Annotated in this window: 28 protein-coding genes and 3 pseudogenes; 16 read left to right on the plus strand and 15 right to left on the minus strand. The window is 64.0% G+C overall.

Translation table 11 applies throughout. From position 1 onward, the window contains the following. Positions 1-49: 49 nt before the first annotated feature. On the plus strand, positions 50-2,722 hold the full coding sequence (locus ACQR35_RS13500; RefSeq protein ID WP_430270342.1) for a bifunctional lysylphosphatidylglycerol flippase/synthetase MprF: 2,673 nt from the start codon (positions 50-52) through the stop codon (positions 2,720-2,722). Positions 2,723-2,805: 83 nt separating this feature from the next. Here the strand turns inward: ACQR35_RS13500 and ACQR35_RS13505 are convergent, their stop codons facing one another. From ACQR35_RS13505 to ACQR35_RS13515, 3 genes are all read right to left on the minus strand, one after another. Continuing rightward, on the minus strand, positions 2,806-3,837 hold the full coding sequence (locus tag ACQR35_RS13505) for an alkaline phosphatase family protein (RefSeq protein ID WP_430270343.1): 1,032 nt from the start codon (positions 3,835-3,837) through the stop codon (positions 2,806-2,808). A 270-nt stretch (positions 3,838-4,107) separates the two neighbouring features. After that, entirely contained in the window at positions 4,108-4,683 is a 576-nt protein-coding gene (locus ACQR35_RS13510) for a VTT domain-containing protein (RefSeq protein ID WP_430267600.1), read from the minus strand. Between the two features lie 208 nt (positions 4,684-4,891). Continuing rightward, positions 4,892-5,377: a Chromate resistance protein ChrB gene (locus tag ACQR35_RS13515; protein WP_430270344.1), complete on the minus strand. Its 486-nt coding sequence runs from the start codon at positions 5,375-5,377 to the stop codon at positions 4,892-4,894. Between the two features lie 530 nt (positions 5,378-5,907). On the opposite strand from ACQR35_RS13515, the gene ACQR35_RS13520 reads away from it, so the two are divergent. Continuing rightward, complete coding sequence (locus tag ACQR35_RS13520; RefSeq protein ID WP_430270345.1) at positions 5,908-6,207, plus strand: hypothetical protein; 300 nt, start codon at positions 5,908-5,910, stop codon at positions 6,205-6,207. Between the two features lie 122 nt (positions 6,208-6,329). Next, the gene (locus ACQR35_RS13525) at positions 6,330-6,698 is read left to right on the plus strand and encodes a hypothetical protein (RefSeq protein ID WP_430267599.1); all 369 of its coding nucleotides are present in this window, start codon (positions 6,330-6,332) and stop codon (positions 6,696-6,698) included. A gap of 594 nt (positions 6,699-7,292) precedes the next feature. Here ACQR35_RS13525 and ACQR35_RS13530 read toward each other — a convergent pair. Continuing rightward, positions 7,293-7,874: a recombinase family protein gene (locus tag ACQR35_RS13530; RefSeq protein WP_430267598.1), complete on the minus strand. Its 582-nt coding sequence runs from the start codon at positions 7,872-7,874 to the stop codon at positions 7,293-7,295. Positions 7,875-8,223: 349 nt separating this feature from the next. On the opposite strand from ACQR35_RS13530, the gene ACQR35_RS13535 reads away from it, so the two are divergent. The 8 genes from ACQR35_RS13535 to ACQR35_RS13570 all read left to right on the plus strand — a co-directional run bounded on the left by ACQR35_RS13535 (position 8,224) and on the right by ACQR35_RS13570 (position 13,676). Next, positions 8,224-9,486: an MFS transporter gene (locus ACQR35_RS13535; RefSeq protein ID WP_430270346.1), complete on the plus strand. Its 1,263-nt coding sequence runs from the start codon at positions 8,224-8,226 to the stop codon at positions 9,484-9,486. Beyond that, entirely contained in the window at positions 9,470-9,847 is a 378-nt protein-coding gene (locus ACQR35_RS13540; RefSeq protein ID WP_430270347.1) for an ArsR/SmtB family transcription factor, read from the plus strand. The genes ACQR35_RS13535 and ACQR35_RS13540 overlap by 17 nt, the downstream gene beginning before the upstream one ends. Positions 9,848-10,018: 171 nt before the next feature. Beyond that, positions 10,019-10,561 carry a Chromate resistance protein ChrB gene (locus ACQR35_RS13545; RefSeq protein ID WP_430267595.1) on the plus strand — a complete coding sequence of 181 codons (543 nt, stop codon included), beginning with the start codon at positions 10,019-10,021 and terminating at the stop codon, positions 10,559-10,561. After that, positions 10,558-11,796, plus strand: a complete 1,239-nt coding sequence (locus tag ACQR35_RS13550; RefSeq protein ID WP_430270348.1) for an MFS transporter — start codon at positions 10,558-10,560, stop codon at positions 11,794-11,796. The genes ACQR35_RS13545 and ACQR35_RS13550 overlap by 4 nt, the downstream gene beginning before the upstream one ends. Next, on the plus strand, positions 11,793-12,131 hold the full coding sequence (locus tag ACQR35_RS13555; RefSeq protein ID WP_430267593.1) for a YnfA family protein: 339 nt from the start codon (positions 11,793-11,795) through the stop codon (positions 12,129-12,131). Before ACQR35_RS13550 ends, ACQR35_RS13555 begins: the two co-directional genes overlap by 4 nt. A gap of 55 nt (positions 12,132-12,186) precedes the next feature. After that, complete coding sequence (locus tag ACQR35_RS13560; protein ID WP_400599940.1) at positions 12,187-12,513, plus strand: ArsR/SmtB family transcription factor; 327 nt, start codon at positions 12,187-12,189, stop codon at positions 12,511-12,513. Further along, positions 12,510-13,358, plus strand: coding sequence for a cation diffusion facilitator family transporter (locus ACQR35_RS13565; RefSeq protein ID WP_430267763.1), 849 nt, complete (start codon positions 12,510-12,512; stop codon positions 13,356-13,358). Before ACQR35_RS13560 ends, ACQR35_RS13565 begins: the two co-directional genes overlap by 4 nt. A 3-nt stretch (positions 13,359-13,361) precedes the next feature. Next, the gene (locus ACQR35_RS13570; RefSeq protein WP_430267592.1) at positions 13,362-13,676 is read left to right on the plus strand and encodes a hypothetical protein; all 315 of its coding nucleotides are present in this window, start codon (positions 13,362-13,364) and stop codon (positions 13,674-13,676) included. Between the two features lie 131 nt (positions 13,677-13,807). Here ACQR35_RS13570 and ACQR35_RS13575 read toward each other — a convergent pair whose 3' ends face one another. From ACQR35_RS13575 to ACQR35_RS13585, 3 genes are all read right to left on the minus strand, one after another. After that, on the minus strand, positions 13,808-14,686 hold the full coding sequence (locus ACQR35_RS13575; protein WP_430267591.1) for a F510_1955 family glycosylhydrolase: 879 nt from the start codon (positions 14,684-14,686) through the stop codon (positions 13,808-13,810). Positions 14,687-14,766: 80 nt separating this feature from the next. Next, on the minus strand, positions 14,767-15,378 hold the full coding sequence (locus ACQR35_RS13580; RefSeq protein ID WP_430267590.1) for a DUF305 domain-containing protein: 612 nt from the start codon (positions 15,376-15,378) through the stop codon (positions 14,767-14,769). 139 nt (positions 15,379-15,517) lie between these two features. Next, a complete protein-coding gene (locus tag ACQR35_RS13585; protein WP_430267770.1) occupies positions 15,518-16,372 on the minus strand; it encodes a hypothetical protein in 855 nt (284 codons plus the stop codon). Between the two features lie 7 nt (positions 16,373-16,379). Between ACQR35_RS13585 and ACQR35_RS13590 the strand changes: the two are divergent. From ACQR35_RS13590 to ACQR35_RS13610, 5 genes and pseudogenes are all read left to right on the plus strand, one after another. Further along, positions 16,380-16,725, plus strand: a pseudogene (locus tag ACQR35_RS13590) (recombinase family protein); the annotation flags it as partial. Beyond that, positions 16,725-16,829 (plus strand): annotated as a pseudogene (locus ACQR35_RS13595) (DNA-processing protein DprA); the annotation flags it as partial. The pseudogenes ACQR35_RS13590 and ACQR35_RS13595, both read left to right, overlap by 1 nt. Positions 16,830-17,419: 590 nt before the next feature. After that, positions 17,420-17,812 (plus strand): annotated as a pseudogene (locus ACQR35_RS13600) (transposase); the annotation flags it as partial. Continuing rightward, the gene (locus ACQR35_RS13605; protein WP_430270367.1) at positions 17,809-19,149 is read left to right on the plus strand and encodes an NPCBM/NEW2 domain-containing protein; all 1,341 of its coding nucleotides are present in this window, start codon (positions 17,809-17,811) and stop codon (positions 19,147-19,149) included. The pseudogene ACQR35_RS13600 and the gene ACQR35_RS13605, both read left to right, overlap by 4 nt. 109 nt (positions 19,150-19,258) lie before the next feature. Then, the gene (locus ACQR35_RS13610) at positions 19,259-21,274 is read left to right on the plus strand and encodes a penicillin-binding transpeptidase domain-containing protein (RefSeq protein ID WP_430267589.1); all 2,016 of its coding nucleotides are present in this window, start codon (positions 19,259-19,261) and stop codon (positions 21,272-21,274) included. Here the strand turns inward: ACQR35_RS13610 and ACQR35_RS13615 are convergent. The 8 genes from ACQR35_RS13615 to ACQR35_RS13650 all read right to left on the minus strand — a co-directional run bounded on the left by ACQR35_RS13615 (position 21,258) and on the right by ACQR35_RS13650 (position 25,144). Continuing rightward, complete coding sequence (locus ACQR35_RS13615; protein ID WP_430270349.1) at positions 21,258-21,632, minus strand: hypothetical protein; 375 nt, start codon at positions 21,630-21,632, stop codon at positions 21,258-21,260. The genes ACQR35_RS13610 and ACQR35_RS13615 overlap by 17 nt on opposite strands. Beyond that, positions 21,613-22,233, minus strand: coding sequence for an Asp23/Gls24 family envelope stress response protein (locus ACQR35_RS13620; protein WP_430270350.1), 621 nt, complete (start codon positions 22,231-22,233; stop codon positions 21,613-21,615). The genes ACQR35_RS13615 and ACQR35_RS13620 overlap by 20 nt, the downstream gene beginning before the upstream one ends. A gap of 8 nt (positions 22,234-22,241) precedes the next feature. Continuing rightward, complete coding sequence (locus ACQR35_RS13625; protein ID WP_430270351.1) at positions 22,242-22,715, minus strand: RNA polymerase sigma factor; 474 nt, start codon at positions 22,713-22,715, stop codon at positions 22,242-22,244. A 159-nt stretch (positions 22,716-22,874) separates the two neighbouring features. Further along, complete coding sequence (locus ACQR35_RS13630; protein ID WP_430267585.1) at positions 22,875-23,513, minus strand: hypothetical protein; 639 nt, start codon at positions 23,511-23,513, stop codon at positions 22,875-22,877. Continuing rightward, positions 23,510-24,091 (minus strand): hypothetical protein, encoded by a 582-nt coding sequence (locus ACQR35_RS13635; protein ID WP_430270352.1) that lies wholly within the window; start codon positions 24,089-24,091, stop codon positions 23,510-23,512. Before ACQR35_RS13635 ends, ACQR35_RS13630 begins: the two co-directional genes overlap by 4 nt. Beyond that, entirely contained in the window at positions 24,088-24,441 is a 354-nt protein-coding gene (locus tag ACQR35_RS13640) for a hypothetical protein (RefSeq protein WP_430270353.1), read from the minus strand. The genes ACQR35_RS13635 and ACQR35_RS13640 overlap by 4 nt, the downstream gene beginning before the upstream one ends. Next, on the minus strand, positions 24,438-24,629 hold the full coding sequence (locus tag ACQR35_RS13645; protein ID WP_430270354.1) for a DUF2273 domain-containing protein: 192 nt from the start codon (positions 24,627-24,629) through the stop codon (positions 24,438-24,440). Before ACQR35_RS13645 ends, ACQR35_RS13640 begins: the two co-directional genes overlap by 4 nt. Further along, positions 24,626-25,144, minus strand: coding sequence for an Asp23/Gls24 family envelope stress response protein (locus ACQR35_RS13650; RefSeq protein WP_430267581.1), 519 nt, complete (start codon positions 25,142-25,144; stop codon positions 24,626-24,628). The genes ACQR35_RS13645 and ACQR35_RS13650 overlap by 4 nt, the downstream gene beginning before the upstream one ends. Positions 25,145-25,200: the final 56 nt, after the last annotated feature.

Here is a 25,200-nt window from a genome sequence, read left to right on the forward strand (position 1 = left end):
GAGGGCCACTCCCGTGTCAGCGTGCTACCCCTCCGTTGAAAGGAACCCTGTGGCTGCGACCCCTCAGGAGCCCGGGAAACCGGTCATTCCAAGGGCACTGGCCTTTGCGCTCCGGCAGCTGCGCCGCGCGCCGGCCACACTTGGCTGGATTTTCATCTTTTGGGCCGCCGGAACGGTGTCGTCCAGTCTCATCGACGGCCCGTCCGGGACCCTGCGCCCGAACGTGGCCGCGGCGGCACACTCTGTGCCCGGCCACTGGTGGGCGCTGCCCGCCTCAGGTTTCTGGGCGCATAACCTGACCGGGTACCTGCTCGGAAGTGCCCTGACCCTGGTGGTGGGGCTGGCCCTGGAACCACGGATGGGCAGTGCGCGGTTCGCTGCAGCCGCCCTTGGCTCCCAGATCCTGGGAATCGCCGCCGCTCTTGGCTTCCTGGCCGCCGCGCACCAGGTGATGGGTGCCTGGACACGCGAAATGAGCGGGCACCTCTTCCTCGGCCCCAGTGCACTCATCACCGGGGCACTCATGGCCGGCACGGCGACCATGCCCACCCTCTGGCGGCGCCGGATCCGCCTGGCCGTCTTCGCCCTGCTGATTCTGCTGGCCCTCTATACAGGCGGGTTCGCGGATTTGGTCCGGCTCGGAGCCGCCGTTGCCGGCGCCCTCCTCGGCCCGGTCCTGCATGGCAGGGCACCCCGGTTCGGCCGTCCCGTGACCTCCCGGCACGAAGGCCGGGTCCTGGTCGCCCTGCTGGTGGCCGTGTCCGCCGTCGGACCTGTCGTCGCCGGCCTGGCCCCGCACGCCGCCGGGCCCCTCTCGGTGTTGCGGTTCCTGTTTACGAACATCCAGCCCGTAGACCCGCAGACACTCCAAAGCCTCTGCACAGACCCTGGACAGGTCAAGGAATGCGCGAGGGCGCAACTGCAGCTGCGCGCCGGTGCCGGCGGGATCTTCATGGCCGTCCTCCCGTCGTTCTTGTTGCTGCTGCTCTCCGACGGGCTGCGGCGGGGACGCCGCTTCGCCTGGGCCGGCGCCGTGCTGATCGAGCTGGCATTGTCCGTTCTGGCAGGAATCACCATTGCTGCAGCGTTGTCCCCGGTGCCCGCAAACACCGCTGCCGGCGAAGCGGCGGGCCCTATCGAGGTCCCCGGCTACACACACCCGTTGGCCCTGATACTGCCGCTGCTGCTGCCGGTGGCACTGACGCTGGTGCTGCTGCTGACCCGCAAATTGTTCCCCCTCACCGCCCCGGCAGGAACCTACCGGAGCCTCGCGGTCAGCGCCGGGAAAACAGCCGCCGCCCTGGCCTCGGTCTACCTGCTCGCCGGCATCCTCCTGGCCCCCGGCTTCACGCCCGTTCCGGCGCCGCTTGACCTGCTGGCCGATATTCCCGACAGGTTCCTGCCGCTGGGATACCTGTTCGATCTCTCCCCGGCGTTCTTCCCCCAAAGCACCCCCGCGGTCATCCTCTATGAAGGCACCGGCACCGTCTTCTGGGCCGTCACCGCCGTCCTGATCCTCAAAACATTCCTGCACCCGGTCCCGGCCCAGCACGCCGCCGGGACCGCCCGGGCCCGGGAAATTCTGAAAACAGGGCAGGGCAGCACCCTGTCGTGGATGACAACCTGGCCGGGGAACACCTACTGGTTCTCCGCCACCGGAGAAAGCTTCATTGCCTACCGGACCATCGCCGGGATCGCCCTGACCCTTGGAGGCCCGGTCGGCCCCGGGCACCAGGGAAAGTCCTCTTTGGCGGAGTTCACAGCATTCTGCACCGGTCACGGCTGGACACCGTGCTTCTACTCCGTACCCCAACACCTGCGCGACCACGCAGCTTCTCTTGGCTGGGGATCCGTGCAGGTAGCCCAGGAAACCATTCTGGAACTGGACACGCTGTCCTTCAAAGGAAAAAAATTCCAGGACATCCGCACGGCCCTGAATAACGCGGCCAAAAACGGGATCCGCGCCGAATGGACCACCTACCATGACGCACCCCTCACCCTGGCCGCCCAGATCCAGGAAATCTCCGAAGAATGGGTAGCCGATAAAAAAGTCCCGGAAATGGGCTTCACCCTCGGCGGCCTGGACGAACTCAACGACCCCAACGTCCGCCTGCTGCTCGCCATCGACGACACCCACCAAATCCACGCCGTTACTTCCTGGCTGCCCGTCTACCGCAACGGCGCTATCGAAGGCTGGACCCTGGACTTCATGCGGCGCCGCAGCACAGGGTTCCGTGCCGGCATTGAATTCCTCATCGCCTCCGCAGCCCTGGACCTCCAAGCCGAGCGCTGCCGCTATATCAGTCTCTCCGGAGCACCACTGGCCCGGCACGCCGGCACCACACCATCCACCGCGGAAACCCCCGAAACGGGAGGAACCGGCGGCCTCGACCGCTTCCTAGGCCGGCTCGGCGAGGCCCTGGAACCTGTCTACGGGTTCAGGTCCCTGCTGGCATTCAAAGCGAAATTCCAGCCCCGCTACGAACCCCTGTACATGCTCTACCCTGACGCGGCCGCCCTTCCGGCCATCGGCAACGCCATCACCCGCGCATACCTCCCGGCCATCAAACTCCGCGAAACCCTCACACTGGCCCGCCACATCCTCGGACGCGCCACATACAAAAAACCGCCCATCAACCAGACCGGCCACCAGTCACCCTCCCGAAACCCCGGTGAGGAGCACACGGTGAAACCTCACGCCCCGAACCCGCCGCGGCCGTAACAACCGGCGCACGCTCCGCCTGAGCAAAACCCGACCGCAAAACGAAGGGCCCCTTTCACCCCCTTTTTGCGGAGCGGCGTTTCCTAGGGACCGGAACGGTAAACGTCGGTCCCGAAGGTGTTGACCCCCGGTTCGCCGGCGCCCGCGAGACGGGGCAGGGCGAAGCTGTCTTCCATGGTGGCCAGCAGGCTGTAATGGTTGTAGGGGCGGTCCGAGCTGCTGCCCGGGGCGGTGAACGGGGAGAGTACCAAGGCGCCGACCTTTCCTCCTGCTGTGCCGCCGGTGACGCCCGTCGAGGGGCCGACGGCCCCGCCGTCGGCCTCGTCAAAGGTGATCACGAGCATGCCGTCCTGCTGGTAGGCGGGGGAGGCCAGGATCGCCGGCACCTGGCTCTTCAACCATTCATCCGCCGTACCGAGGCCGCCGGCGGTCCCGTCCACGCAGGGACTGTCGTGCCCGTCGTGGCAGAGGTTGGGGGTGATGTAGGAGAGGTTGGCCGTGGTGTTGACCGACTGCAGGTCCTTTCCGAGCCTGGAGTAGTTGACCACGTTCTTCGCGCACTCCGGGCTGGAGGTCAGGGAACGGAAGTAGACGAACGGGTTATGGCGGGTGCCGTACTGGTCACCGGGGGAGGCCGCCACATGTTCGTCGACGGCACCGAGCTCCGGGTGCTGGCAGGGTGCGGACATGTCTTCCATGTAGCCGCGCCAGGTCTTGGTTCTTTCGTTCAGCTGGCCGGCGATGGTGGGCACCTCGGCAGGGAACACACACCCGTCGCCCATCAGCCGTCCCTGCGAATCCACACCCGTGCCGGTAAACGGCGTGTAGACGGGGCAGTCTTTCTTGGTGCTCATGTTAGGCGGCTGCCCGGAGATCTGGGCGAGATAATTAGGCAGCGAGTTGTGCGAGATGCCGTAATAGTTGGTCAGCAGCACGCCCTGGGCGCGCAGGGTCCCGGAGAGGTACGGGGCCGGGGAGCCGCTGCCCCACACCCGGTCATAACCCTTGTTCTCCAGATTGATCACGAACACGTGGCCCGGCGTGCCGGACCGTTGTCCCTGCACCGGCCCACCCTGCGACTGGCAGGCCGCCGCCGTGACGACGAGGGCGACCATCGCCATTAGCGTGGCGGTCTGGGACCGCCGCGGGAGCGTGCTCTTCCATAGCGAACGAGTTCGGGCTGTCACGCTGCCTCTCCTGTCCTCAGAATTTTCCTCGACGGATACCCCTGCGGTGACGCCGCCGCAAAGTTCCCGGCCCCTGCGACTGAGCCTGCCAGAAATGAGACTTTGGGATGCTCTGATCTTCCTGCGGTCAACCGGTGAAGCAGCAGCCGCCGGAAAGAGCCTCGGCAAGGTCCCCGGCGCCTGCGTCCCTTACCTTGCTCAGGATCTTTCGTGCTGCCGTTCCTGCCCGGCGGCGGTGCGTCGTCGGCTCTTGAGCAGTTCCACTGCGATGGGGACGAAAGAGATTACAACGATGACAACGAAAATCAGGTCAATGTTCGAACCGATCCACTCGTAGCGGCCCAGCCAGAACCCGAGCAACGTCACCCCTACGCCCCACAAGGCAGCCCCGATGGCATTAAAGGCGAAGAAGGAACGGTAACTCATCCCGGCGACGCCGGCCGTGACCGGAAGGAACGTCCGCACCACCGGAACAAAGCGGGCCAGAACAACGGCCCGGCGTCCGTACTTCTCGAAAAAGCGGTGCGTCTGGTCCACGTATCTGCGTTTGAAAAACCGGGAATCCTCTTTCCGAAATACCGCAGGCCCCGCTTTGCGGCCGATCAGATACCCGGCCTGGTCGCCTACGAAAGCGGCCACGAACGCGGCGGCCGCCAGAAACAGAATATTCACCTGAATAGTGCCGGTGGCCACCAGCAATCCCGCCGTGAACAGAAGCGAATCCCCCGGCAGGAAGAACCCGACCAGAAGACCGGTCTCGACGAACAGGAACACACACGACCCCGACGACCCATGGAGCCAAGGCAGGATCACGCAGGAACTCGTTCGGATCAAGCCACGGCGGGAGCAGCCCGGCAACGGGTCGGGACAACACACCGGCAGGCAACGCCAAAGAAACCATGGCCCTCACCATAGGGCAACAATGCTGAGCAGACGCTGAGAACAGCTGCCCGGTGCAATCCGCAACGACCGGGCCCCTTCCTCAAACCCGGCACTCACACGCCGCCGGTAAATTCCCTGCCCGGGCCACAGCCGCTTCAGCTGACGCGACGACCTCAAGCCCGATCACGTCCAGGCGCGCCAAGCGACGGACGTCCCGTTGAAGGGCATGTAGATCCGTCGACAGCCCACCCCGCCCGCACCCGGCCGCGGCCGCGGCAGCAAGACCTGTGCACCTGCCGGTGATAGCCTCTGCCTCGGCCGTGTGCCGTTCGGAAAGTTTCACCTCGAACACCTCATGACTGGCGCCATTGTCCGTCGTGGTGGCCATGACAACGATGTCACCGCCGCCGGCCAGGGCATGCCTTACGGCGGCATCCACGGCCGGACGATGCATCACGGTATCCGGGATAGCCCAGACACCCCCGGAAACGGCGACACCTCCGCCGTCAGCGAGAGCGGCGTAAACGCGGCGCCGATACCGGGGTGCAGCGCCACGGAGCCTGACTATCAGCACCAACCACGTCATGGACCCCAGCTTATCGGGCGCCGTTGGCCACACCCGGCCGCTCCGAATCCAGTGTGCGCACGGACTGCCCGGAACAATAGGTGTCCGCCACCCCTATCCGCGCCGTACAACCTGCCCCGGCGGCCAAAGAGACTCCGAAGCAGGGGCATTCCGACGGGAGAGCCCTACATGCATCGCAGCCCGCGCGGACATCACAGGCCCTCGGTACTTCAGCGGCAGCACAGCAGGAAGAAAAAGCCTCCGCCGCGGTCGCCGGAAGACTGCGGCCCCGGTAAGTGTGCGCCCGGTCCGTAGCTCCTAATGGCCGACCAGCCGCCCGCACAGCGTCGAAGGACTGGTGCGTCCGACCCCGGTGAAGCCGCCGAAACAGCGCCCCGAATTGACGCCGCCTGTGGGTGGACCCTACAGGAAGCTCGGTTATGCTGGCGCAGATCGTGCAACTGCCGTCCGGCTGACCAGCACGTGCCTTCCATCCCGGCCGGTACCGATGGTTAGTCAGAATGTGATCAGATCTAGGAGATTGGGTACACATGACCACCGCCAACCCTGCACCCGGGGGACCTTTGTCCACGGCGCCGGATAGCCCCGCTGTCCGGGTCGTGGTCGTAGAAAATCCGCATTGTCTCCAGGGGGACCTGGCCGTCGCCGTGAAGCAGGTCCGGGACACCGCAGAGTCGGGGGACAGACGAGGAATCCTAATGACCCGCCTCGGCCAGTCGCTGTTCACGGTGGAGGCCAGCCCCGACGTACCGTACGGAACCACCCTCGAGAGGGACCTCTGGAGGCGCCGCGCCGTCCCGGGCTCTGATCAAGCAGCACCGGTCCTGTGATACCCGACCCCGACCAGGTCCAGGGAAGTCTGTGGAGAACGGACCCGATAACGCTGCGGGAAATCGTCCTGGACAGGGAGGCGCTGTGGGCCCGCCTCGACTCCTGCCCTGCCCTTGAACGGGTGTGGATCTTATCGCTTCTCGGCCAGCCAGAGGAAGCCATACACGCCGGCCACGCACTGGCGGCAACAGCCCGGGACCGGCTCCTACCCCTGTTGGTGCTCGCCCGCGCCTACCAGCGCCAATACGCCTGGCATGAGGCGGCCCGGGTCCACGAAGAAGCACTACAACTGGCCGGGACCCGCGTCCGCGAGGCCATGGTCCGATACCAGATCGGCAGGCGACTGTTCGACGAAGCCCGCTACCGCGAGGCAGCTGCCGAATTCGAATGGGCACGCGACCTCTACCGAACCTCGAACACACCCGGGCAAATGGTTCGCACGTGCCAAGACGCCCTCGACAGAGCCCGCGAGCTGCTAACCGGGCTCTAAGCCCGGCCGAACGCAAACCGGGACGACGCCGGACCATGCCAGGGCTGTCTGATCAATGACCACTACCCGGCGCAGGTCTGCTGGAGCCCACCGATCACCAACCGGCCACAGCCGGCCCACTTCGGCCCCTGTAGGGACCCTTACAGCTATCCGAGTACCCACAGCGTTCCAATTCTGGCCGCAGGAACGAGAGACCACCGAACCCGGGAACCATGAAGCCCGAAGCGTGGTGGTGAGGGCGGCGTGCATCAGGCAAAGCACGAAGAAAGCGCTTCCCACGGCCCGACCGAAATTCCCTCTACAAGCACATACCGGCGCCCGGAGGACGCCATCCTCATAACCGGCCCGGCGTTCGATAGGCGATTCCCTCGCGGCAGCGAGGCGACGAATATCGCCGCAAAAAGACCGCCATCTACCGCCGAAAATTGTCGTTTTCAGAAGTCTTCTGCACTCGCTCCCGCGGAATTCCGGCGTAGTGCAGACGAGTACGGACACGGAGATGTCACAAGTCCCCTGCACGGAATTGCATTCCGCTCAATAGTCCTCTGCACCAACCGTCACTTTTCAGAAGTCGCCTGCACCAAACAGCAGCGACTATTGCGTCGAAGCCCCAGTCGCGCCTGCTGCCGGGACCCACCGGTAGAGCGTCGGGACGGAGACGCCGAGGCTCGTGGCCACTTCCCGGGGCGGTGTTCCCTGCTTGAGTAGTTTGCGGGCTGAGCGGATCTTGGCTTCCGTCATGATGCGTTTGCGGCCACCTACTCGTCCCTGTTCGCGCGCGGCTCGGAGTCCGGCTTGGGTGCGCTCGACCATGAGCTCCCGTTCCATCTGGGCCAGGGATGCCATCACGTTGAAGAAAAAGCGCCCGGAGACCGTGGTGGTATCGATCGCGTCGGTGAGGCTGACGAAGCCTACGCCGCGGTTGTTTAGGCCGCCGGCGAAGTCCAGGAGGTCTTTCACGCTCCGGCCCAGGCGGTCTAGCTTCCACACCACCAGGGTGTCACCGTCGCGCAGGGTGTCTAGCGCCCGGTCGAGTCCGGGGCGGTGAGACTTGGTGCCGCTGATCGTGTCTTCGTAGATTTTGTCGCATCCGGCCTTCTTCAGGGCGCCGATCTGCAAGCCCAGGTTCTGGTCCCGGGTGGAGACTCGGGCGTAGCCGATTCGGTGTGCGGTCATGGGTGTTCTCTTCTCAAAACTCAGTCCGGCACATTGGTGAACCGTACCGTTTTGAGACCTATTTGTGAGAACGACCGGCCCTGAGCTCGGTTTTTCGTCCTAACGGCGGTTTTCCGCAAGAAGATGCCCGTTTGCAACAGCTCGCTGCGAACACCACGATTCTCAAATCAACCTGTTCTTGAAATCCTTCGTTATCGATAACGACAAGACGGGGCCGTACGAGAGGAGTCCGCACACCCCTGGAGCGCCCCTGCATCCAATTGCGGCCGAGGGTGAAACATCGTAAGGACGAAAGTCCACTACAGTGGGTGCATGGACGCGCACGTATGCACTTAAGAGAGTTGGCCCGATGTTAGCGGTTCTGCGGAATGTGACCTACCGGCGGCTGTTCGCGGCCCAGATCGTGGCCCTGATCGGCACCGGGCTGCTCACGGTGGCCCTCGGGCTGCTGGCCTACGACCTGGCCGGCCGGAACGCCGGGGCGGTGCTGGGCACAGCTTTGACGATCAAGATGCTGGCCTATGTGGGTCTGGCCCCGGTGATCAACGCACTGGTGGCGCGGCTGCCGAAGAAGCCGGTGCTGATCGGGGCGGACCTGATCCGCGCGGCGATGGCACTGTGCCTGCCCTTCATCACCGACACCTGGCAGATCTACGTGGTGATCTTCCTGTTGCAGTCCGCCTCCGCGACCTTCACCCCGGCCTTCCAGTCGCTGATCCCCACCATCCTGAAGGACGAGCGCGACTACACCCGCGCGTTGTCCCTCTCCCGGCTGGCCTACGACATGGAAGCCCTGGTCAGCCCGGCCCTTGCGGCGTTGCTGCTGACGCTGATCAGCTTCAACAACCTGTTCATCGGTACCGTGGCCGGGTTCCTGTTCTCGGCCTTCATGGTCACCATCACGGCCCTGCCCCGGATTTCCGCCCCGGCCGGGCCGCAGACGTCCCTGTGGCACCGGACCACCCTGGGCACACGGATTTTCTGGCGCAACCGGCGCCTGCGGTCCCTGCTGGCACTGAACCTGGTGGTCGCAGCCCCGACGGCGCTGGTGCTGGTCAACACCGTGGTCTACGTCCGGGATGTCCTGCACCGCCCCGACACCGACCTGGCCCTGGCCCTGGCCTGCTTCGGTGTCGGTTCCATGATCGTCGCCCTGTCCGCGCCCCGGGTTCTGGACCGGTTCGGGGACCGTGCCGTGATGCTCACCGGCGCAGCGCTGATCCCCGCCGTGCTGGCCGGCGCCACACTCCTGACCCTCCTGGGCGTCGGTGGTGCGGGATGGTGGCTGCTGCTGGGGCTGTGGTTCCTGCTAGGGGCGGCGAACTCCACGATCCTCACCCCCTCGTCCCGGCTGCTGCGCGATGCCTCCACCGAGGAAACCCGGCCCTATGTTTTCACGGCGCAGTTCTCCCTCTCCCACGCCTGCTACATCCTGACCTACCCGCTGGCCGGTTGGATCGGGGCGGCCGCGGGACTGGGCTGGGCCGCGCTGGCTTTGACAATTGTTGCGATGATAGGCAGTGCGGGTGCATTCCTGTCCTGGCCACGGCACACCGCCGCGGCATCCCAGGAACCAGCCACTGAGGAGCAGACCGTTGAGCAGCAGGCCTAGCAGCGCGTTGAACACCGTCCCAGGGGAACCCTCCCTGGCCCACCCGGTCACCCCGGGCACGGAGCTGCTCGAAACAGCCGCAGGCACGCTGCGGATGCTCGCCGAACCCACCCGCCTGCACCTGCTCTGGCAGCTCTCCACCGGACCGAAAACCGTCACCGAACTCGCCGACGCGTCCGGGGCGCCCCGGACCGTGGTCAGCCAGCACCTGGCCAAACTCCGGCTCAGCGGCCTCGTGGACACCCGCAAGGACGGCCGGCACGTCATCTATTCCCTGCACGACGGGCACCTGGTCCGGCTCATCCGCGAAACCATCAACCACGCCGACCACCGGATGACCGGGGAACCGGCCCACGACTGACGCCTCTCCCCATGCCGGTAACCCGCCGCCGCCATCGAAAGCACTGACCACTGAGCTGGACCCGCCAAATAGCGCTGACAAAACAACGCCAAATACCGCTGCGCTTCACGCGTTAGGTGCATCCGCATGCGGACGGGCAGGGGATATGTAACAGCAGTTACAATTGCACCTGTGACTAACACATTGGAATCTTCCTGGCTTGTGATGCTCGTGCAGGTGCCCTCTGAACCGTCCCGGCACCGGGTCGCCGTCTGGCGCGAGCTGCGGCGGTTCGGTGCGGTTCCGGTCGGACAAGGTGCATGGACGGCCCCCGATGTGCCGGTGTGCAGGGAAGGTGCCGACAAGGCGCGGGCTCTGGCCCGTTCCGGCGGCGGTGAGCTGATCCTGCTGACCACGGGCTCCACTGATGCTGATGCTGCGAAGCTCCGTGCATTGTTCGACGCTGCCAGGGAGGATGAATGGGCGGAGTTCGTCGCTGATTGTGGGAAGTTCAAGGACGAAATCGCCCGGGAAATCTCCAAGCATAAGTTCACGCTGGCCGAGTTGGAAGAGGAAGAACAGAACCTGGAACGGCTGAGGCGGTGGTTCCGCACGATCCGCGCGAGGGACGTCTTCGGCAGCCCATCGGCAGCCAGAGCAGATGAGGATTTGGCTGCCTGCGCCGTTGTCTTGGAGGAATTTTCCGGGCTCGTTTATCAGGAGCTGCACTCATGAATGGTCCTGCTCCCGCCCTGGCGGCCCGGACGTCCTCGGCGCCGTTGTACGCTGCCGGGTTCGTGACGGCCTTCGGCGCCCACAGCATCGCAGCCGGCATGGGTGCCCAGAGCGAGAACATCGGCCTGACGCTGCTGAATCTCGGCATCCTGCTCGCCGTGTACGACCTCGCGGAGGTGTTCCTGAAGCCGGTCTTCGGTGCGCTCAGTGACCGGATCGGCGCGAAACCGGTCATTGTTGGTGGCCTTCTGGCCTTTGCTTTGCTCTCGCTCATCGGCCTGTGGGCTGCCAATCCGCTCATGCTCGGCCTGGCCCGTCTCGGCCAGGGTGCGGCAGCCTCGGCGTTCTCTCCGGCATCCTCGGCGATGGTCGCCCGCCTGGCCGGGGGCAGGAACGCCGGCACGTATTTTGGCCGGTACGGGTCCTGGAAGAGCCTCGGATACGTCATCGGACCATTGCTGGGGGCGGGCCTGATTTTCGCCGGCGGGTTCGCGCTGCTGTTTGCCGCCCTCTCGGTGCTGGCTGCCGTCACGGCGGTGTGGGTGATCGTGCGCGTGCCTCATCTGGAGCCTCTCCCGCGCCGGCGCTACACGGTGCTGGATCTGGCGCGCCAGGTCACGGAGCGGCGGTTCCTGATCCCCACGTTGGTGCTGGCGGCCTCGACCGCTGCGTTGGGATCCGCGATCGGGTTCCTTCCCGCGCTGGCCACCCGGTACGGGCTCGGACCCTTCGCAGGAACGGCCGCCGTCAGTGTTCTGGCCATCGCCTCGGTCCTGATCCAGCCCTGGATCGGCAGGTCGCGCGACCGGGGCCGGATCGGCGATGCCCGCGGCATGAGAACCGGGCTGCTGCTCACCTCCGCCGGTATCGCGATCCTCGCGCTGGCACCGGGGCCCGTCACTATTTTCCTGGCCGCCGCCGCAATCGGTGCAGGCGTGGGTGTTGCCACGCCGCTGGGCTTCGCCCACCTGGCCGATACCACTCCTCCGGAACGGATGGGGCGAACCATGGGCTCGGCTGAGCTCGGACGCGAACTCGGAGACGCCGGCGGCCCCCTCCTGGTCGGAGGGATCGCCACGCTCGCCGGGCTGCCTCTCGGCCTTGGCGCCCTGGCCCTCGTGGTTGCCGCTGCCGGCGCTCTCCGCCTGAACCGCAGCCCGGAACCCCGCGCCCACACGGTTACCGGAGACCCCGCCACCGGCGAGCAGCCAGACACTGCCAAGATGAACCCGTGAGTATCGCAAAAACCGTCCTCCTGTTCATCCTCGCCGCAGCGGCTGAAATTGGTGGGGCATGGCTGGTGTGGCAGTCGGTCCGCGAGGGCAAGGAATGGTGGTGGGCGGGGCTCGGGGTCCTGGCCCTGGGGATCTACGGCTTCGCCGCGACCCTGCAGCCCGACGCCCACTTCGGCCGGATCCTCGCCGCCTACGGAGGCGTGTTCGTCGCCGGGTCCCTGGCCTGGGGCATGATCTTTGACGGCTTCCGGCCCGACCGGTGGGACATTACCGGTTCGGTGATCTGCCTGCTCGGGGTGGCCGTGATCATGTTCGCGCCGCGCAACGCCGGCTGATCCCTGCTTCCAGTACACAATTGCATGAATACACGTGTCGATGTACTTTGGGTTTATGGAAACCCTCACGCACGCCCCGGTGCTGGCACGGTTCGGCTACGCGGTCTCTGACCCCACCCGGGCACGGATTCTCCTGGCACTGGCCGATGCGCCCGCGTACCCGTCGGACCTGGCCAATTCCCTCGGAGTCTCACGGCAGAGCATGTCCAATCACCTGACCTGTCTTCGCGGCTGCGGCCTCGTGGTGGCCGTCCCGGACGGCCGGCGGACCCGGTATGAGCTCGCGGACGCCCGGCTGGGCCACGCCATCACGGACTTGATTGGTGTGGTGCTGGCCGTGGATCCAGCCTGCTGCGCGCCGGACGGGACGTGCCTAAAATGATCACGGCACTCCAGCCCGCACCCACCGCGTCCCGGCGCGCCGTTCTGAGCCGTCGTATCCGCCTGTTCGCGGCCGCGACCATCACCTACAACGTCGTAGAGGCCGTCGTTGCCCTCTGGGCAGGCAACGTGGCTGATTCTTCCGCTCTGATCGGGTTCGGACTTGATTCGGTGATCGAGGTCACGTCCGCCGTCGCCCTGTCCTGGCAGTTTTCCGCCAAGAACCCTGAACAGCGAGAACACCTGACCCTGCGGATCATCGCGTTCTCCTTCTTCGCCCTGGCCCTGTTCGTCACGGTGGATTCGGTCCGGTCCCTGGCCGGAGGCGGCGAAGCGCAGCACTCCACCCCTGGCATCGTGATCGCGGCTCTGAGCCTGGCCATCATGCCGGTACTGTCTTGGCTCCAGCGCCGGGTCGGACGGGAACTCGGATCCAGGACCGCAGTGGCGGATTCCAAGCAAACGCTGCTTTGCACGTACCTCTCCGCTGTCCTGCTGGCAGGGCTCGTGCTGAACAGCACGCTGGGCTGGTGGTGGGCGGACGCCGGTGCAGCTCTGGTCATCGCCGCGATCGCCGTCCGAGAAGGCGTCAACGCCTGGCGCGGCGATCTCTGCTGCGCCGTTCCGCACAGCCACGATGCGCCCGAGACCGAAACGGACGAGTGCTGCCGGGCCCCGGAAACGTGCGCAGGCGCGAGCCACGAGGGTGGCCGCTCTAATTCGGACGCACGCGTAACACCGACGCGTGACGCTGAGGTGGCCGAGGCTCCCGGCTGCTGCGAAGGCTGTGGTTCCAGCACTGAACCGACGACTGTCAGCCTGTCCCTGGGCCCCGGGAACGGCTGAGCCATGGACTATGAACTGCGCACCATCCACGGCTGCCCGAACAGCGGTCCGGCCCTGGAACTGTTCCGTCAAGCCCTGGCAGCCGAAGGAAAAGACACCGGACGCATAACGGTCCGTGAAGTAACGTCCGAGGAAGAGGCCGGGGCGCTGCGTTTCCACGGCTCCCCGTCGTTCATAGCGGACGGACGGGACTTGTTGCCTGCCGAGTCCGCACCTGCCCTGAGCTGTCGCGTGTATCGCTTGGAAGACAGGATGGCGGGGCTTCCTTCCGCCGAGATATTGCGCACCGCCGTGCGTGGCGTCGGCTCAGACGCCTGAAGGATAGGCGGTTGCGCACCCCGCTGACCGGTGCCCGCCGGCCCGGACGATTCAAGATAATTCAGAGCTCGATGGCGGCCGACACGAGGGATCCCCCGAAGAGGACCATGAACGGGTCACGCATCGAGCCCTCAGGAGGCACCGACGGACCGGAACGTAGCTCCGCCGTCGGTGGAGACCACGATCCCGCTGGCCGTCGCGGCCCAGATCACCAACTTTGCATCCGGGCCCTTCACTGCAGCCACAGCCTGGACCGTGTCCTGGATTTCGCCCTTGCGGATCCAGGTCGCGCCGGCGTCCGCGGAGGAGTGGACCGTCCCGTCCGGTTCGACTCCCACCGCCTCGGCGGGGCCGGCGAAGGCGGCGAACTGGACCACGGGTCCGAATTCCACCCTGGTCCAGGTTTTACCGCCGTCGGTTGAGCGGCGGATCCCTTGTGGAATGGTGGCCAGGACAGTGTCGCTGGTGGGGTTACCGGCGAGGACGGCCGGGACGAAATCCGCGGCCCCCGTGGTCCAGGTTTTACCGTCCGGGCTGGTGCGCAGCGCTCCGTCGAAGCCGACGATCCCGGATTTGGTCGCGGTGAGCGCATGGAAGTCGGATTCACCCTGACGGGAGAGCTGTTCCCACGATTTACCGGCGTCGGTGGATCTGATCAGCCCGATCGGATTGGGAAGGCTGGAGCCTTCCCCCGGGTGTCCGGATGCGTAGAGGACGCCGTGGTCCGTGCCGCCGGTGAAACCCATCAGGTCGTTGGTGGCGCCGATTTTGGTGGCTGGTTGTTTCGTGACGTCGAACAAGCCATCGTGCGTGGCCAGAAGCACCTGGCCGGTTTCGCTGCTGACGCTCAGCCCGTGAACATGGGCGTCAGGCAGGCCGCTGCCGGTGCCGGCGGGTGAGGGTGCCGTCGTGCCGGAGGAGGGACTGCATGCCGAGAGGGCGAGGATGAGGCTGGCGCCGGCTGCCAGGACGGTTGCGGCGCGGCGCCAGGGACGGGAGGGGCGGGGCATGGGGACTCCAGGGATTCAGCCGGGGCAGGGCAACGGCGAATGGCGCCGGCCCGTGACGGGCCGGCGCCGGAGGACAGCGGTCAGAGGGTGGCCAGCAGGTCCTTCATTTCCTTAATTTCGGCTGTCTGTGAGGTCACGATTGCCTTACTCAGCTGGATGGCGTCGGGGTTTTTGCCTTGGCTGATTTCAGTCTGGGCCATCGCCACGGCGCCCTGGTGGTGGGCGATCATCCCGGTCAGGAACAGCTTGGCCGCTTCGGCGCCCTTGGCGGTGTTGAGCTTGTTCAGATCGTCCTCTCCCATCATCCCGTCGCCCATGCCATGGCCGGACGCCATCTGGGCCGGTTCGTTCCAGGTCCTGAGCCAGCCCGTCATCTGCTCGATTTCGGGGGCCTGGGCGGCTTTGATCTTGGTGGCGAGAGCGGTGATCCGGGCATCCATGCCCTGCTTTTTGAGCATCATGTCGCTCATCTCGACGGCCTGGGCGTGGTGCGGGATCATCCCTTGGGTGAACATGGTGTCCGCCGCGTTGTGGTCCGAGGCGGCCGGGGCAGAGCTCGAGGACATCCCCATCCCGGTTTGGCCCATGCCCGGCATGGAGCTGGAAGGTGTAGTTCCGGAGGTCCCGGCGCAGCCCGCAAGGGCTATGACGGAGGCAAGGCCAAGGGCAGAAATGGTCAGAGTTTTCTTCATGGAGTTCAAGTCCTTCAATCATCAAATCGGCGTTGTTGAACGCCTGCGGATAACACGCCCACAACCGGCCTGGACAGCCGGCAGGTGCGTATCGGGTAAACGGGGGCGCGCCGGGCAGGACACGGCGCAGCTTGGCCGTTTACGTCCGGCTGATCGAAAGTTGGCCCGGAGAAGGACTTCGCGGAATGAACCCGTACCCGATGGCGGGGGCGCCGGTGATGGGCCCGCCGCTGGAAGCTAGGGCTGTGGTGCCCGGTGGCGGAGCTGCCAGTGTCGTGGTCCCGGGAGAAGGGACGCAGTCCCCGCCCATGGCGGACATCATCGTGCACCCGCCGGTATCGGCGCATGACGGTCTTGGTGCGTGCGTGATACCCGGAGCTGCAGAGACGCCCTGGACGTTCGTGATGTCCGCGACGTGGCCGGGGTGCCCAGACGCCTGCATTGCATGCGGCGCCTCGGTCTCATGACCGGTGGCCGCCGCCGGCATGTCACGCGTGCCGGTCATGATGTGCATGCCCAAAATGCCGACGATGATCGCCAGCAATCCCGCGAGAAGGGTGGCCCGGAGGAGGAACGCCCTGGCGCGGCGGGCGGAGATGGCGGTCATGGTGTTCCTCCTTCCGCGCGGTCTGGTTGGCTTCAAGATTACCGGCCCGGGCGGCGCCGGGTTCAGCGGAACGGGGCGGGATTGAGTTTCAGTCCGCAGCAGCTGCGCGTTCAGGGCCACGACGATGGTGGAAACGGGCAGCAGCACGGCCCCGGCGGCAGGCGAGAGGACGACCCCGGCGAGAACCACTTCACTGACGATACCCAAAACATACCCATAGGGGGTATATTTGGCAAGCAAGTCGGTTGTGACGTTCCCACCCCGCGATGCAAAGTCAGGTCCCTCCGCGGGGCCCAAACCAGAAGCGGTGCAGACGACTTCTGAAACTGACAGTTCCGGGCCATTGCTGGCCCGGGCCATGTACGTAAGACCCGCACGATGAACCACACGGTAGATCTTCGTCGATCACGGTTTTACGGGAGCGAACCGGGTGCGCCTCGGGCCCCGTGAAGCGATGGCGGTGTGTCGGGCCGGCGATACGCTCGTGGCGACCAAGCTCGATCGGCTGGCGCTCCCTTTCTGATGCCAGGGACATTGCCGACGAGCTGACGGGCAAAGGGGTTGTGCTTAGTCGCGGCGGCAACAGTCACGACCCGGCTGACCCGGTAGGCCGGCTGCTGTCAACGTTCTGGGAATGGTGGCCGAGTCTGAAGCGGATCTGATCCGGACGCACCCGCGAAGGGATGGCGGTCGCAAAAGCGAAGGGGCGCCTGAAAGGCAAGCAGCCAAAACTGTCCAAGCACACCACGCCGAAACCACTGCCCGGCACGTCGCAGCCGTCGCCGGGAGCGTGCGCAGCGCCAGCTCCGCAGGATGCCACAGGCTCCTGAAAGAAGGCGGGGCGGGGGCTGGGGGCTGATGCGGCCGAACTGGCCGGACTCCTCGCAGACTAATCCTTTCAGGTGGCCGTCCCGTTGCCGGGGCGGTCACAGGTGGCGGACCGCCATTCGCACGCTCAGTGCCGGCGACCGGGGCGCGCGGCCGCCGAAGTCAGCGACGCCGAATGGAGACCCCGGGTGCTGAAGGAGGGTTCGCAGGGCTCACCCAGGAAAGGGCGTCCGCTGGCGCGGCCGGCTGTGGGTCCAGTACCGGCTCCGCAGGGCTCCGCCGCCTCTGGCCCAGTTCTGTCTACGACGTTTGGCTGCTGTCCTGTCGGATTGTACGTGTCCGCTCCGGCCGGTCTAGCCCCTCCTTCGTCGGGGCCTGCGGTGAGGAATTCTTCGACGGCGCTCCTTCGTCGCTGATTTCCTTACGAAGATTTCCGCCCCTTGCCCTGCGGGTAGACAGGCCTCCGTCGGCCACAGCTCCGCAAGCTTCGCCAGCAGCCAAAACAACGGGGGAGAAGGGGAGCTGGCCGGTCATCTGAACCGCCCCCTCACCGGCCAAACAACATGTCCCGCGCCCACACCCGTTTCCGCCGCTTGACAGACATAGAAGCGTCGCCTGGAAGACTTGTTTGCCGCTGATGCGCATGTTGAGGTGGAGGCCACGTGGGGCATCTATCAATGCATGATTGCTGCCTACCGGGAGAAAGACAGTGCCCAAGGCAAGATGCTCATGCAGGCCGTGGTTGACTCCGTCAGCACTGGCGTGCCGACTGCGCTCACTGAACTCAAAACACTCGGCCGGACCCTGAAACGACGAGCCGATGATGTGCTGGCCTACTTCGACCGGCCAGGGACCTCAAACGGTCCCACTGAAGCGATTAATGGAAGATTGGAACACCTCCGAGGCTCTGCCCTCGGCTTCCGCAACCTCACCAACTACGTCGCCAGATCACTGCTGGAATCAGGCGGATTCAGACCGAAACTACACTCTCAATTCTGAAGAGCCCCTTTACCGCTGAGTTCGTCAACTCGGGCAAGCAGTCCAAGTCTTCCGTGGTCTTGACTCCGGAATTGCCGGCGGGCTGGACACTCAAGGCATCAACAGGTGCAACTGCTACAACGGTTGCCGGCGGAGCCAGCGTCAAGGCCACCTTTGTTGCCACGCCAAGCGCTACGTCTAAGGGCGGACCCGCAGTTATCAAGGTCACCGCCACGTACGAGTCCAATGGAAAACAGAGCGTCAGCAGCGCCAACACTATTGATGTGGCCTACGGTAGCCTAGCCAGCGCCTTCAATTCCGTCTCGGTCACCACTGTGGCTAACAAGTCCTTGGGTGATTTCGACGGCGGCGGGGCCACATTCTCTGCTGAGCAGTTGGCGTCAGCGGCCATCCCCGCCGGTGGAGTCACCCCCGGCAAGACTGTCACCGTGAACGCCGGCAAAGCTACTCAAGTGGATTACACCTGGCCCGAAGCTGGCCCGGATGTCCCCAATGCTGCGGCGTTGAATGGCCAGACTATTGCGGTCAAGGGCCAAGGAACCCACTTGTCGGTGCTTGGTTCAGCTGCGGTTGGTGCCGGAATTAGCCCCACCCTGACGCTGAACTACGCGGACGGAACTTCAGAACAGCAAAGTATTTTCTTCCCCAACTGGCTCCAACCCTCTCAGCTGAACGGCGCCGTCGTCGCTATTTCAGAGGCGGGACGCAACAACGCGAGCGGGCCCTCGCCGGAGTACACACAATACAAGTACCAGGTGTTCTCCAATGTGTTGCGCCTGAATTCGAACAAGGAATTGGTTTCCGTGGTTCTGCCCACCGAGGGGCGGGTGAAGTTCTTTGACTGGAAGGTCACTACACAGCCGATGCCCGAGGTGCCACATGGTGAGGTGTATGCCTCGGAAACGCCGTGGCTTGAGGCGAGCACCGGCTGGGGTGTCATCGGCAAAAACGTTGCCAATAAGGACGACGAGAGCTCACCGGACGTGCCGCTGACCATCAACTACACGGATCCGGCCACGGGCAAGCAGCCCACATATGCCAAGGGTTTGGGGGTGCATGCAGTCTCCAAGATCACGTATTACCTCGGCGGGAAATGCAGCAAATTTACCTCGGAGGTGGGCCTAGAGAGTGGTTTTGCCGGGACCATCATCTTCAAGGTGAAGGCCGATGGGGCGGATAAATACCAGTCCAGAACCTACACGCCGGGCTTCGCGCCAGAATCTGTGTCGGTGGATCTGACCGGGGTTAATTACGTGGACCTCGTGGTTGAACCGTCCGGCAGTATCGACGGCGCCCACGGGATTTGGGGGGATGCCAAATTCATGTGTGCTCCCTAGTTTGAGGCTGTGATCTAGCCTGGGCGGCGGTTGGTGACCTGATGGTTGCTGGCCGCCGTACTTGTATTGCTGGAGCCGTCAGGTAGCAATGTCGGTGAGTCAGGGCACAATGACGAGCGTGGGGAAAACACTCAAACTCCGGTCCATCACCATCGCCCTTACCGCCGCCTTTTTGGCTGCCGGGCTCAGCGCGTGCGACGACGGCCGCGCCGGTGCGCAAGATGCCGCCAAGGCTTTGGTTGGCGCCCTGTCAGGGCTCGACGTCGGCAAGATCGCGTGGGAAGGCAAGGAACCGGCGGCAGTAAATGAGCAGGTCAAAGCCGTTTTTGCGGCACTTGAGCCGCAGAAGCCAACCGTTTCGGCTGGCGACCTCAAGCTCGACGGCAGTACCGCCACAGTTCCGCTGAACTACGTATGGCAGGTCCAAGGCAACGAGTGGAAGTACTCCACGTCCGCGCGGCTAAAAAAAGATGGTGATGCGTGGCGGGCCGAGTGGAGCCCAAATGTGTTGTTGCCGGACCTTCAGGACTCCGAAGTCCTTGCCTTAAAAACCACTGCCGCACCGCGCGGCAATATTTTGGGTGCACGCGATGAGCCCCTAGTTATGGACCGGCCCGTCCTCAAGGTTGGGATCGACAAACAAAAGGTGGACGCCGCGTCCCATGAGGCCTCTGCAAAGGCGCTAGCTAATTTGGTGGGCGTGGACCCGGCCGAGTACGCCGCGCAGCTCAAAGCCGCCGGGGCTCAGGCTTTCGTCCCGGCAATCACCCTGCGCGATGACAACAACAGGACTATTACCGACCAACAGATCGCGGCCATTCCGGGCGCTATTGCGCTCAAAGATTCCCTGGCCCTGGCGCCCACCCGTGAATTTGCTCGTGCCGTTTTGGGAACCGTGTCAGAAGTTTCAGCAGAACAGATCGAAAAATCTCAGGGCGCCCTGAAAGCCGGTGACATGGCCGGCACCAGCGGCCTCGAAGCACAATACGATTCCCAATTACGCGGCATAAATGGTGTCAGCGTAGTGCGCCAGCCGGCGGGTAAGACCGCCGCTGAGCTGGCAGCCCTCCCCCAAGACCCACGCGTGGAGGTTTTCGCGAATGCTCCAGCACCCGGCGTCGCGCTTAAAACCACCTTGGACGCGAAGCTGCAGACGCTAGCCGAAAACACGCTCACTTCGGTGGGACCAGCATCGGCGATCGTCGCCCTGCGTCCGTCTACGGGTGATGTACTCGCAGCGGCGAGTGGCCCAGGGAGTAACGGCTACAACACCGCAATGCTGGGGCAATACGCGCCGGGGTCGATTTTTAAGACGGTAGATTCCCTCGCCCTATTGAGGAAGGGGAAAACCCCCGATTCTAAGGTGGACTGCCCCGCTACCCTCACGGTGGACGGCAGAAAGTTCAAAAACGCCGAGGGATATCCCAGCACTTCGCTAGGATCAGTGACCCTACGGGATGCATTTGCCCACTCCTGCAATACCGCGTTTATTAACGCCCGCACTGACGTGGATCAGGCCCAACTTGAAGCCGCTGCGGTGTCTTTGGGGATTGCTGTTGAGGCACCAACACTTGGAGCTGACGCCTTTTTGGGTTCAGTTCCCGGGGAAGCTGAGGGCACCGAGCACGCAGCTTCCATGATTGGTCAAGGCAAGATCCTGATGTCCCCACTCTCTGCAGCCATGCTGGCCGGTGCAGTGGCCAAGGGCGCTCCCGTCCAGCCGCGGCTCGTGCTCAACCCGGACGCCGCGTCCACCTCCGGAAACGCAACAGCGTCCGCTTCAGCTTCTGCCGAAAACCCCTCAGCCACGGCCAGCGTTTCAGCACAAAGCCCCGCCGCCACGGCGACCAACCCGGTCACGAAAGACGAAGCGGCCAAGCTCGCTGACATGATGCGTGCAGTGGTGACCAGCGGTCACGCCGGATTCCTCGCTCAAGTACCGGGTGCCCCAGTGGGTGCCAAGACTGGGACAGCTGAATTCGGTACTGACAACCCGCCCAAAACACATGCGTGGATCATCGCCACACACGGCGACCTTGCCGTCGCCGTATTTGTGGAAGACGGTGGTTTAGGCGCCACAACCTCTGGCCCACTGTTGCAGAAGTTCCTTACGGCTGCGGGCTAATAGTGCACAACTGAACCGAGACCTTCGGGCTGAGCGCAGGGTAGCTATTGCGCAGTTCTGTGTGGAGAGCATCGGCAACAGCTCGGACCACAGCTGGTGCCGGTAGTTCCTCGCTCACGCCGATCCGAACGGTGATAGCTGCTGCGGCATCACCTATTTCTAAAGAAAGCAACTGTTCTACCGCTACGGCCTCCCGGCCCAGAACCTGCCGGGCCCCGGCGCGAAGAAGCGTCCACACAGCGGCTGGCGGAAACACATCCACAACTCCCGGAACACCCTTGACTACACGAAGGACTTGCTCGTGTGGGTTGGCCGGGGCTGGAACTGTTTCCATTGGTTCAATGGCCTGCGGAGACATAGTCGTCCTCCTTTTGTTCTACGCCACCGGTGATGTCATTAACTGTGATGTTGATGCCTTCGATGTTTAGTTCCGTATGTGTTGCGAGTGCCTGGGCTACGGCGCTGCGAAGGGACCGTGTGGTCTCAGTAATTGTGTGTCCCCAGATGGCTGTCACAGTGATGTTGATGGTGATGAGCTCGCCAAGAACCGTCACATCACCGACTAGCCTGCAGCGGCCAATCGCGATTCCGGCAACAGCGTCCCCGGCCGAGCGGATCAAAGCGATCACGGAACCTTCGGTTTGGCTTAGCGCATCGCTTTCGCGGCTGGAAGCGAGCGGAATGCTCCGGCCCGCCTTGGTTTCCAGGTTCAAATTGCTCAACATTTCCTCCAACCAAGACGTGTCAGGGCCGCCGGCTTCCTCGGTTTCATGGGTAATGAGTTCCTTGGTGAACCCATTAAGTTGTTGCAGTGCTGCCACTCGGTGGCGGCACTGCGGGCACTGGCGAATGTGAGACTCAAGCCCGGCCGCAGGGCTTCCGGTGGTGCTCGGTGCGTCCGTTTGCAGGTGCTCGCTGAGTTGTTCCAGCGTGACACCGCACTCGGGTGTGTTGTCCATGGGTGTTGTCACCGCCAGGCCTCCATTTCCGTCAAGAGCGATGTCCGGGCCCGTGCAATTCGGCCGCGGACACTATCCACACCGATGCCTAGGGTCTCGGCAATTTCTTCGTAGCTGTGACCGCCCATTTCACGTAGTACCCAGCATTCACGCTGGGCGGCAGGTAGGCGATCCAAGGCTTTTGTCAGTGCCTCAACCCCGGCCCCGGCAACGGCGTGGCGTTCGGGACCGGCACCCAAATCGGCGAGGTGTCCGCCGTCGGGCTCTAACGGTTCGTGAGGTTTCCGGCTCCACAGCAAAGTGATGGCGCGGCGGGCGGTAATGCGCATCATCCAGCTTTTGACGGCTTTGGGGTCCTCGAGTGAATCGAGCCCGTTCCAGCTTTGCAGCAGCGATTCTTGCACCACGTCATCGGCGTCAGCGGCGGATCCGGTGAGTCTGCGGGCGTACGCGCGCATCAAAGGTCCGTACCGGCGAGCCAATTAGCCAAAAGCGAGGGCGTCGTCGTCGGCCGCCCGTTCGGCCAACAAGTGGTCCGGGGCATGGGACATCCAGTCCTCATGAACCTGGCTGGGCGGCACAGTCCTCCTCGATGGCCAGTTGGTTCCCGGCGCTTGTTCGTAGTCTGCCACGTGATGGCCCTAGTTCACGCGAGAGGAGCTGGCCACGCTGCTGCGCAGCCCGCGCCGGAGCCGGATAAGCACGGGAAAGGACTCGCCCAAAAGCTGGTCCAGTCCGCTAATTTGCTGTTCGACGGCGGTACTTACGTCCCGCGGTGAGGTGCCTTTGCGTGGTGTCACGTCGATGCGTAGACTGCTGCCCTTCCCAAATTTCCAGCCGCTCACGTTCACGTTGAGGATGGCCGGGTGCTCGGAAAGGCTGCTCTTAATGGCCTGGGCGGCAAAACTGGTGTCGATTGTTGTAGTACCGCTGAGGCCCTCTGAGTGCTTGGGTGAGGTGTGCTGCTGACCAAGGTTACGAACCCGGCCACTGCCCTGGCGTCCAATCCAACGGATCAGCAGCAGGGCAACCACCAGTGCAACAACAATCAGTGCTGCTGTCCACCAACTGCCGGGCAATACTGAGGGGGACGGTCCGGTAATGGGTGCGGCGTTGAGCTGCTCGCGAAGCTGCGCCCAAAGACCTTCCCCAGTGGAGCTCCAAATGTTGGCTACATCAGGGTTGGTGGCAGCGAGGCTCGCCACCACGGAAAAGCTCAACAGGACCATCCCGGTGAGGCCAAGGGCCATACGGTTGATGATGCGGGGGGAGGTTCTCATTGCCCAAGGGCTCCTGATTCGTTAATCGTCACGCGAGCATCCAAAGGCGTGTTTAGCCCGTATCGGTTGATCTCGCTGCTCACTGCGTCCTGTATCTGCCCAGCGTCCACCCGCACCCCGGAGGTTGGACGTACTTGGACCCGGGCGGAGCGGCGATCCACAGTGGTGTGAATTTGATCCTGCCCAAGATTGCCGGCGAGGCTCGCGGTCCGGGCCACGGCGGAGGCAATCACTTGATCATCAACCACCACGGCTGAGCGTTCACTGTTCAGTGCTCGCTTGCCGCCATTGCCGGGACTGAGGGCCAGCCACAAGAGCAACAGCCCAAGAATTCCAGCTCCTACCGCGGCCGCCACTATCCCTGTGGGGGATAGAACGGCAGGTAACTTGAGTAGATTTTCTAATGCGATAGAGGGCTTCATCACTAGGGCGCCGGACCCTGTCCAGAGAAGAATTTGACTCACCACAAACCATAGGATCAGCACTAACAAAACCAGTGCCAAAACAATGCTGGCTCCAGACCGCGGTGAACGCAGGGCTAGGCGGCGCAGCGCTTGAATCCGGTAGCTGGGGTTCATCGTAGCGGTGCTTTCTCTTCGGTTCCGGAGCCGAGGATCCGGAAATCAATCCGGCTCACTGTAGAACCGGACAATTCAGTAAAACGATCGCCAACGTTGGTGCGCGCACTTTGGGCGCGTTCGTAAACAGTGGCCCGCCGGCTAGTGCTGAGCGCAGAATTCTCGGCCGTGAGGTGCGGGATCGGTAACTGGACGTTGACGCTGATGGCGACCCTGCCGCCGTCGTCAGCTAATTTGGCTCCCGCCTTGCTGCGGTCGATGCCAAAAGCCTCGGCGGTCAGGGCCTCCGCAAGCCGGACTAACGCTGTAGTACGTATGCGGGTGTGCCCGGCTGTAAGCTCCCTGGTCATGATGAGGAACGGCGGCCGAGCAAGGCGTTAATTCCAGCGCCGAGATCAAACCGTCCGCGACTCAGCCGAGGCACCAGAGCACCGATCAGCATAAAAACTGCCACCAAAACGAACCCCCAAAACCCGAAGGACAGTGCGCTGAGCGCCAGAACGGCACCCAGCAGCGCACCAGTTACTTGCGGACTCATGCGAGCTTCTTCTCAGTGCCGTTCGCTGAAGTGCTCTCGAGTGAGCGTTCGCCAGCAGCGGGGTGAGACTTCTTGGCCGAGGTTTCGCTGTTCTCATCATCGTCATTGGGGACGTGAACATCGGTCACGGTGATGTTGACCTCTACTACCTCCAGGCCAACAATCTTGCCTACCTGGCTGGTGATGGCCTCGCGGACCTTGTTGGCCACGTCTTGGAGCGGGTGCGGGTACTCAACGATCATGGACAAGTCCACGGCGGCCTGAGTCTGACCTACCTGAACGGAGATTCCCTGGGTCAGGTCAGTCTGGCCCACTGCATCGCGGAGAGCGCCCAAAGCGCGTGCCGCGCCGCCACCTAAGGCGTAAACGCCCGGGATGTCACGGGTAGCAATTCCAGCAACCTTGGCAACAACCGAATCTTCCACAGTGGTGGTTCCACCGTTTGAAACAGCCTTGGATGCAGCCGTTTTGTTCTGCGAGGAAACTTGCTGAGGTGAAACGCTTGAAGTGCTCATCGTTTTGCTCCTTATGATCTGACTGTTCTGCGCGGCCGGAAGTGGGCCGCTATAAG

It is taken from the genome of Pseudarthrobacter sp. J1738 (assembly GCF_050490315.1).
Taxonomy (GTDB): Bacteria; Actinomycetota; Actinomycetes; order Actinomycetales; family Micrococcaceae; genus JBNPEO01.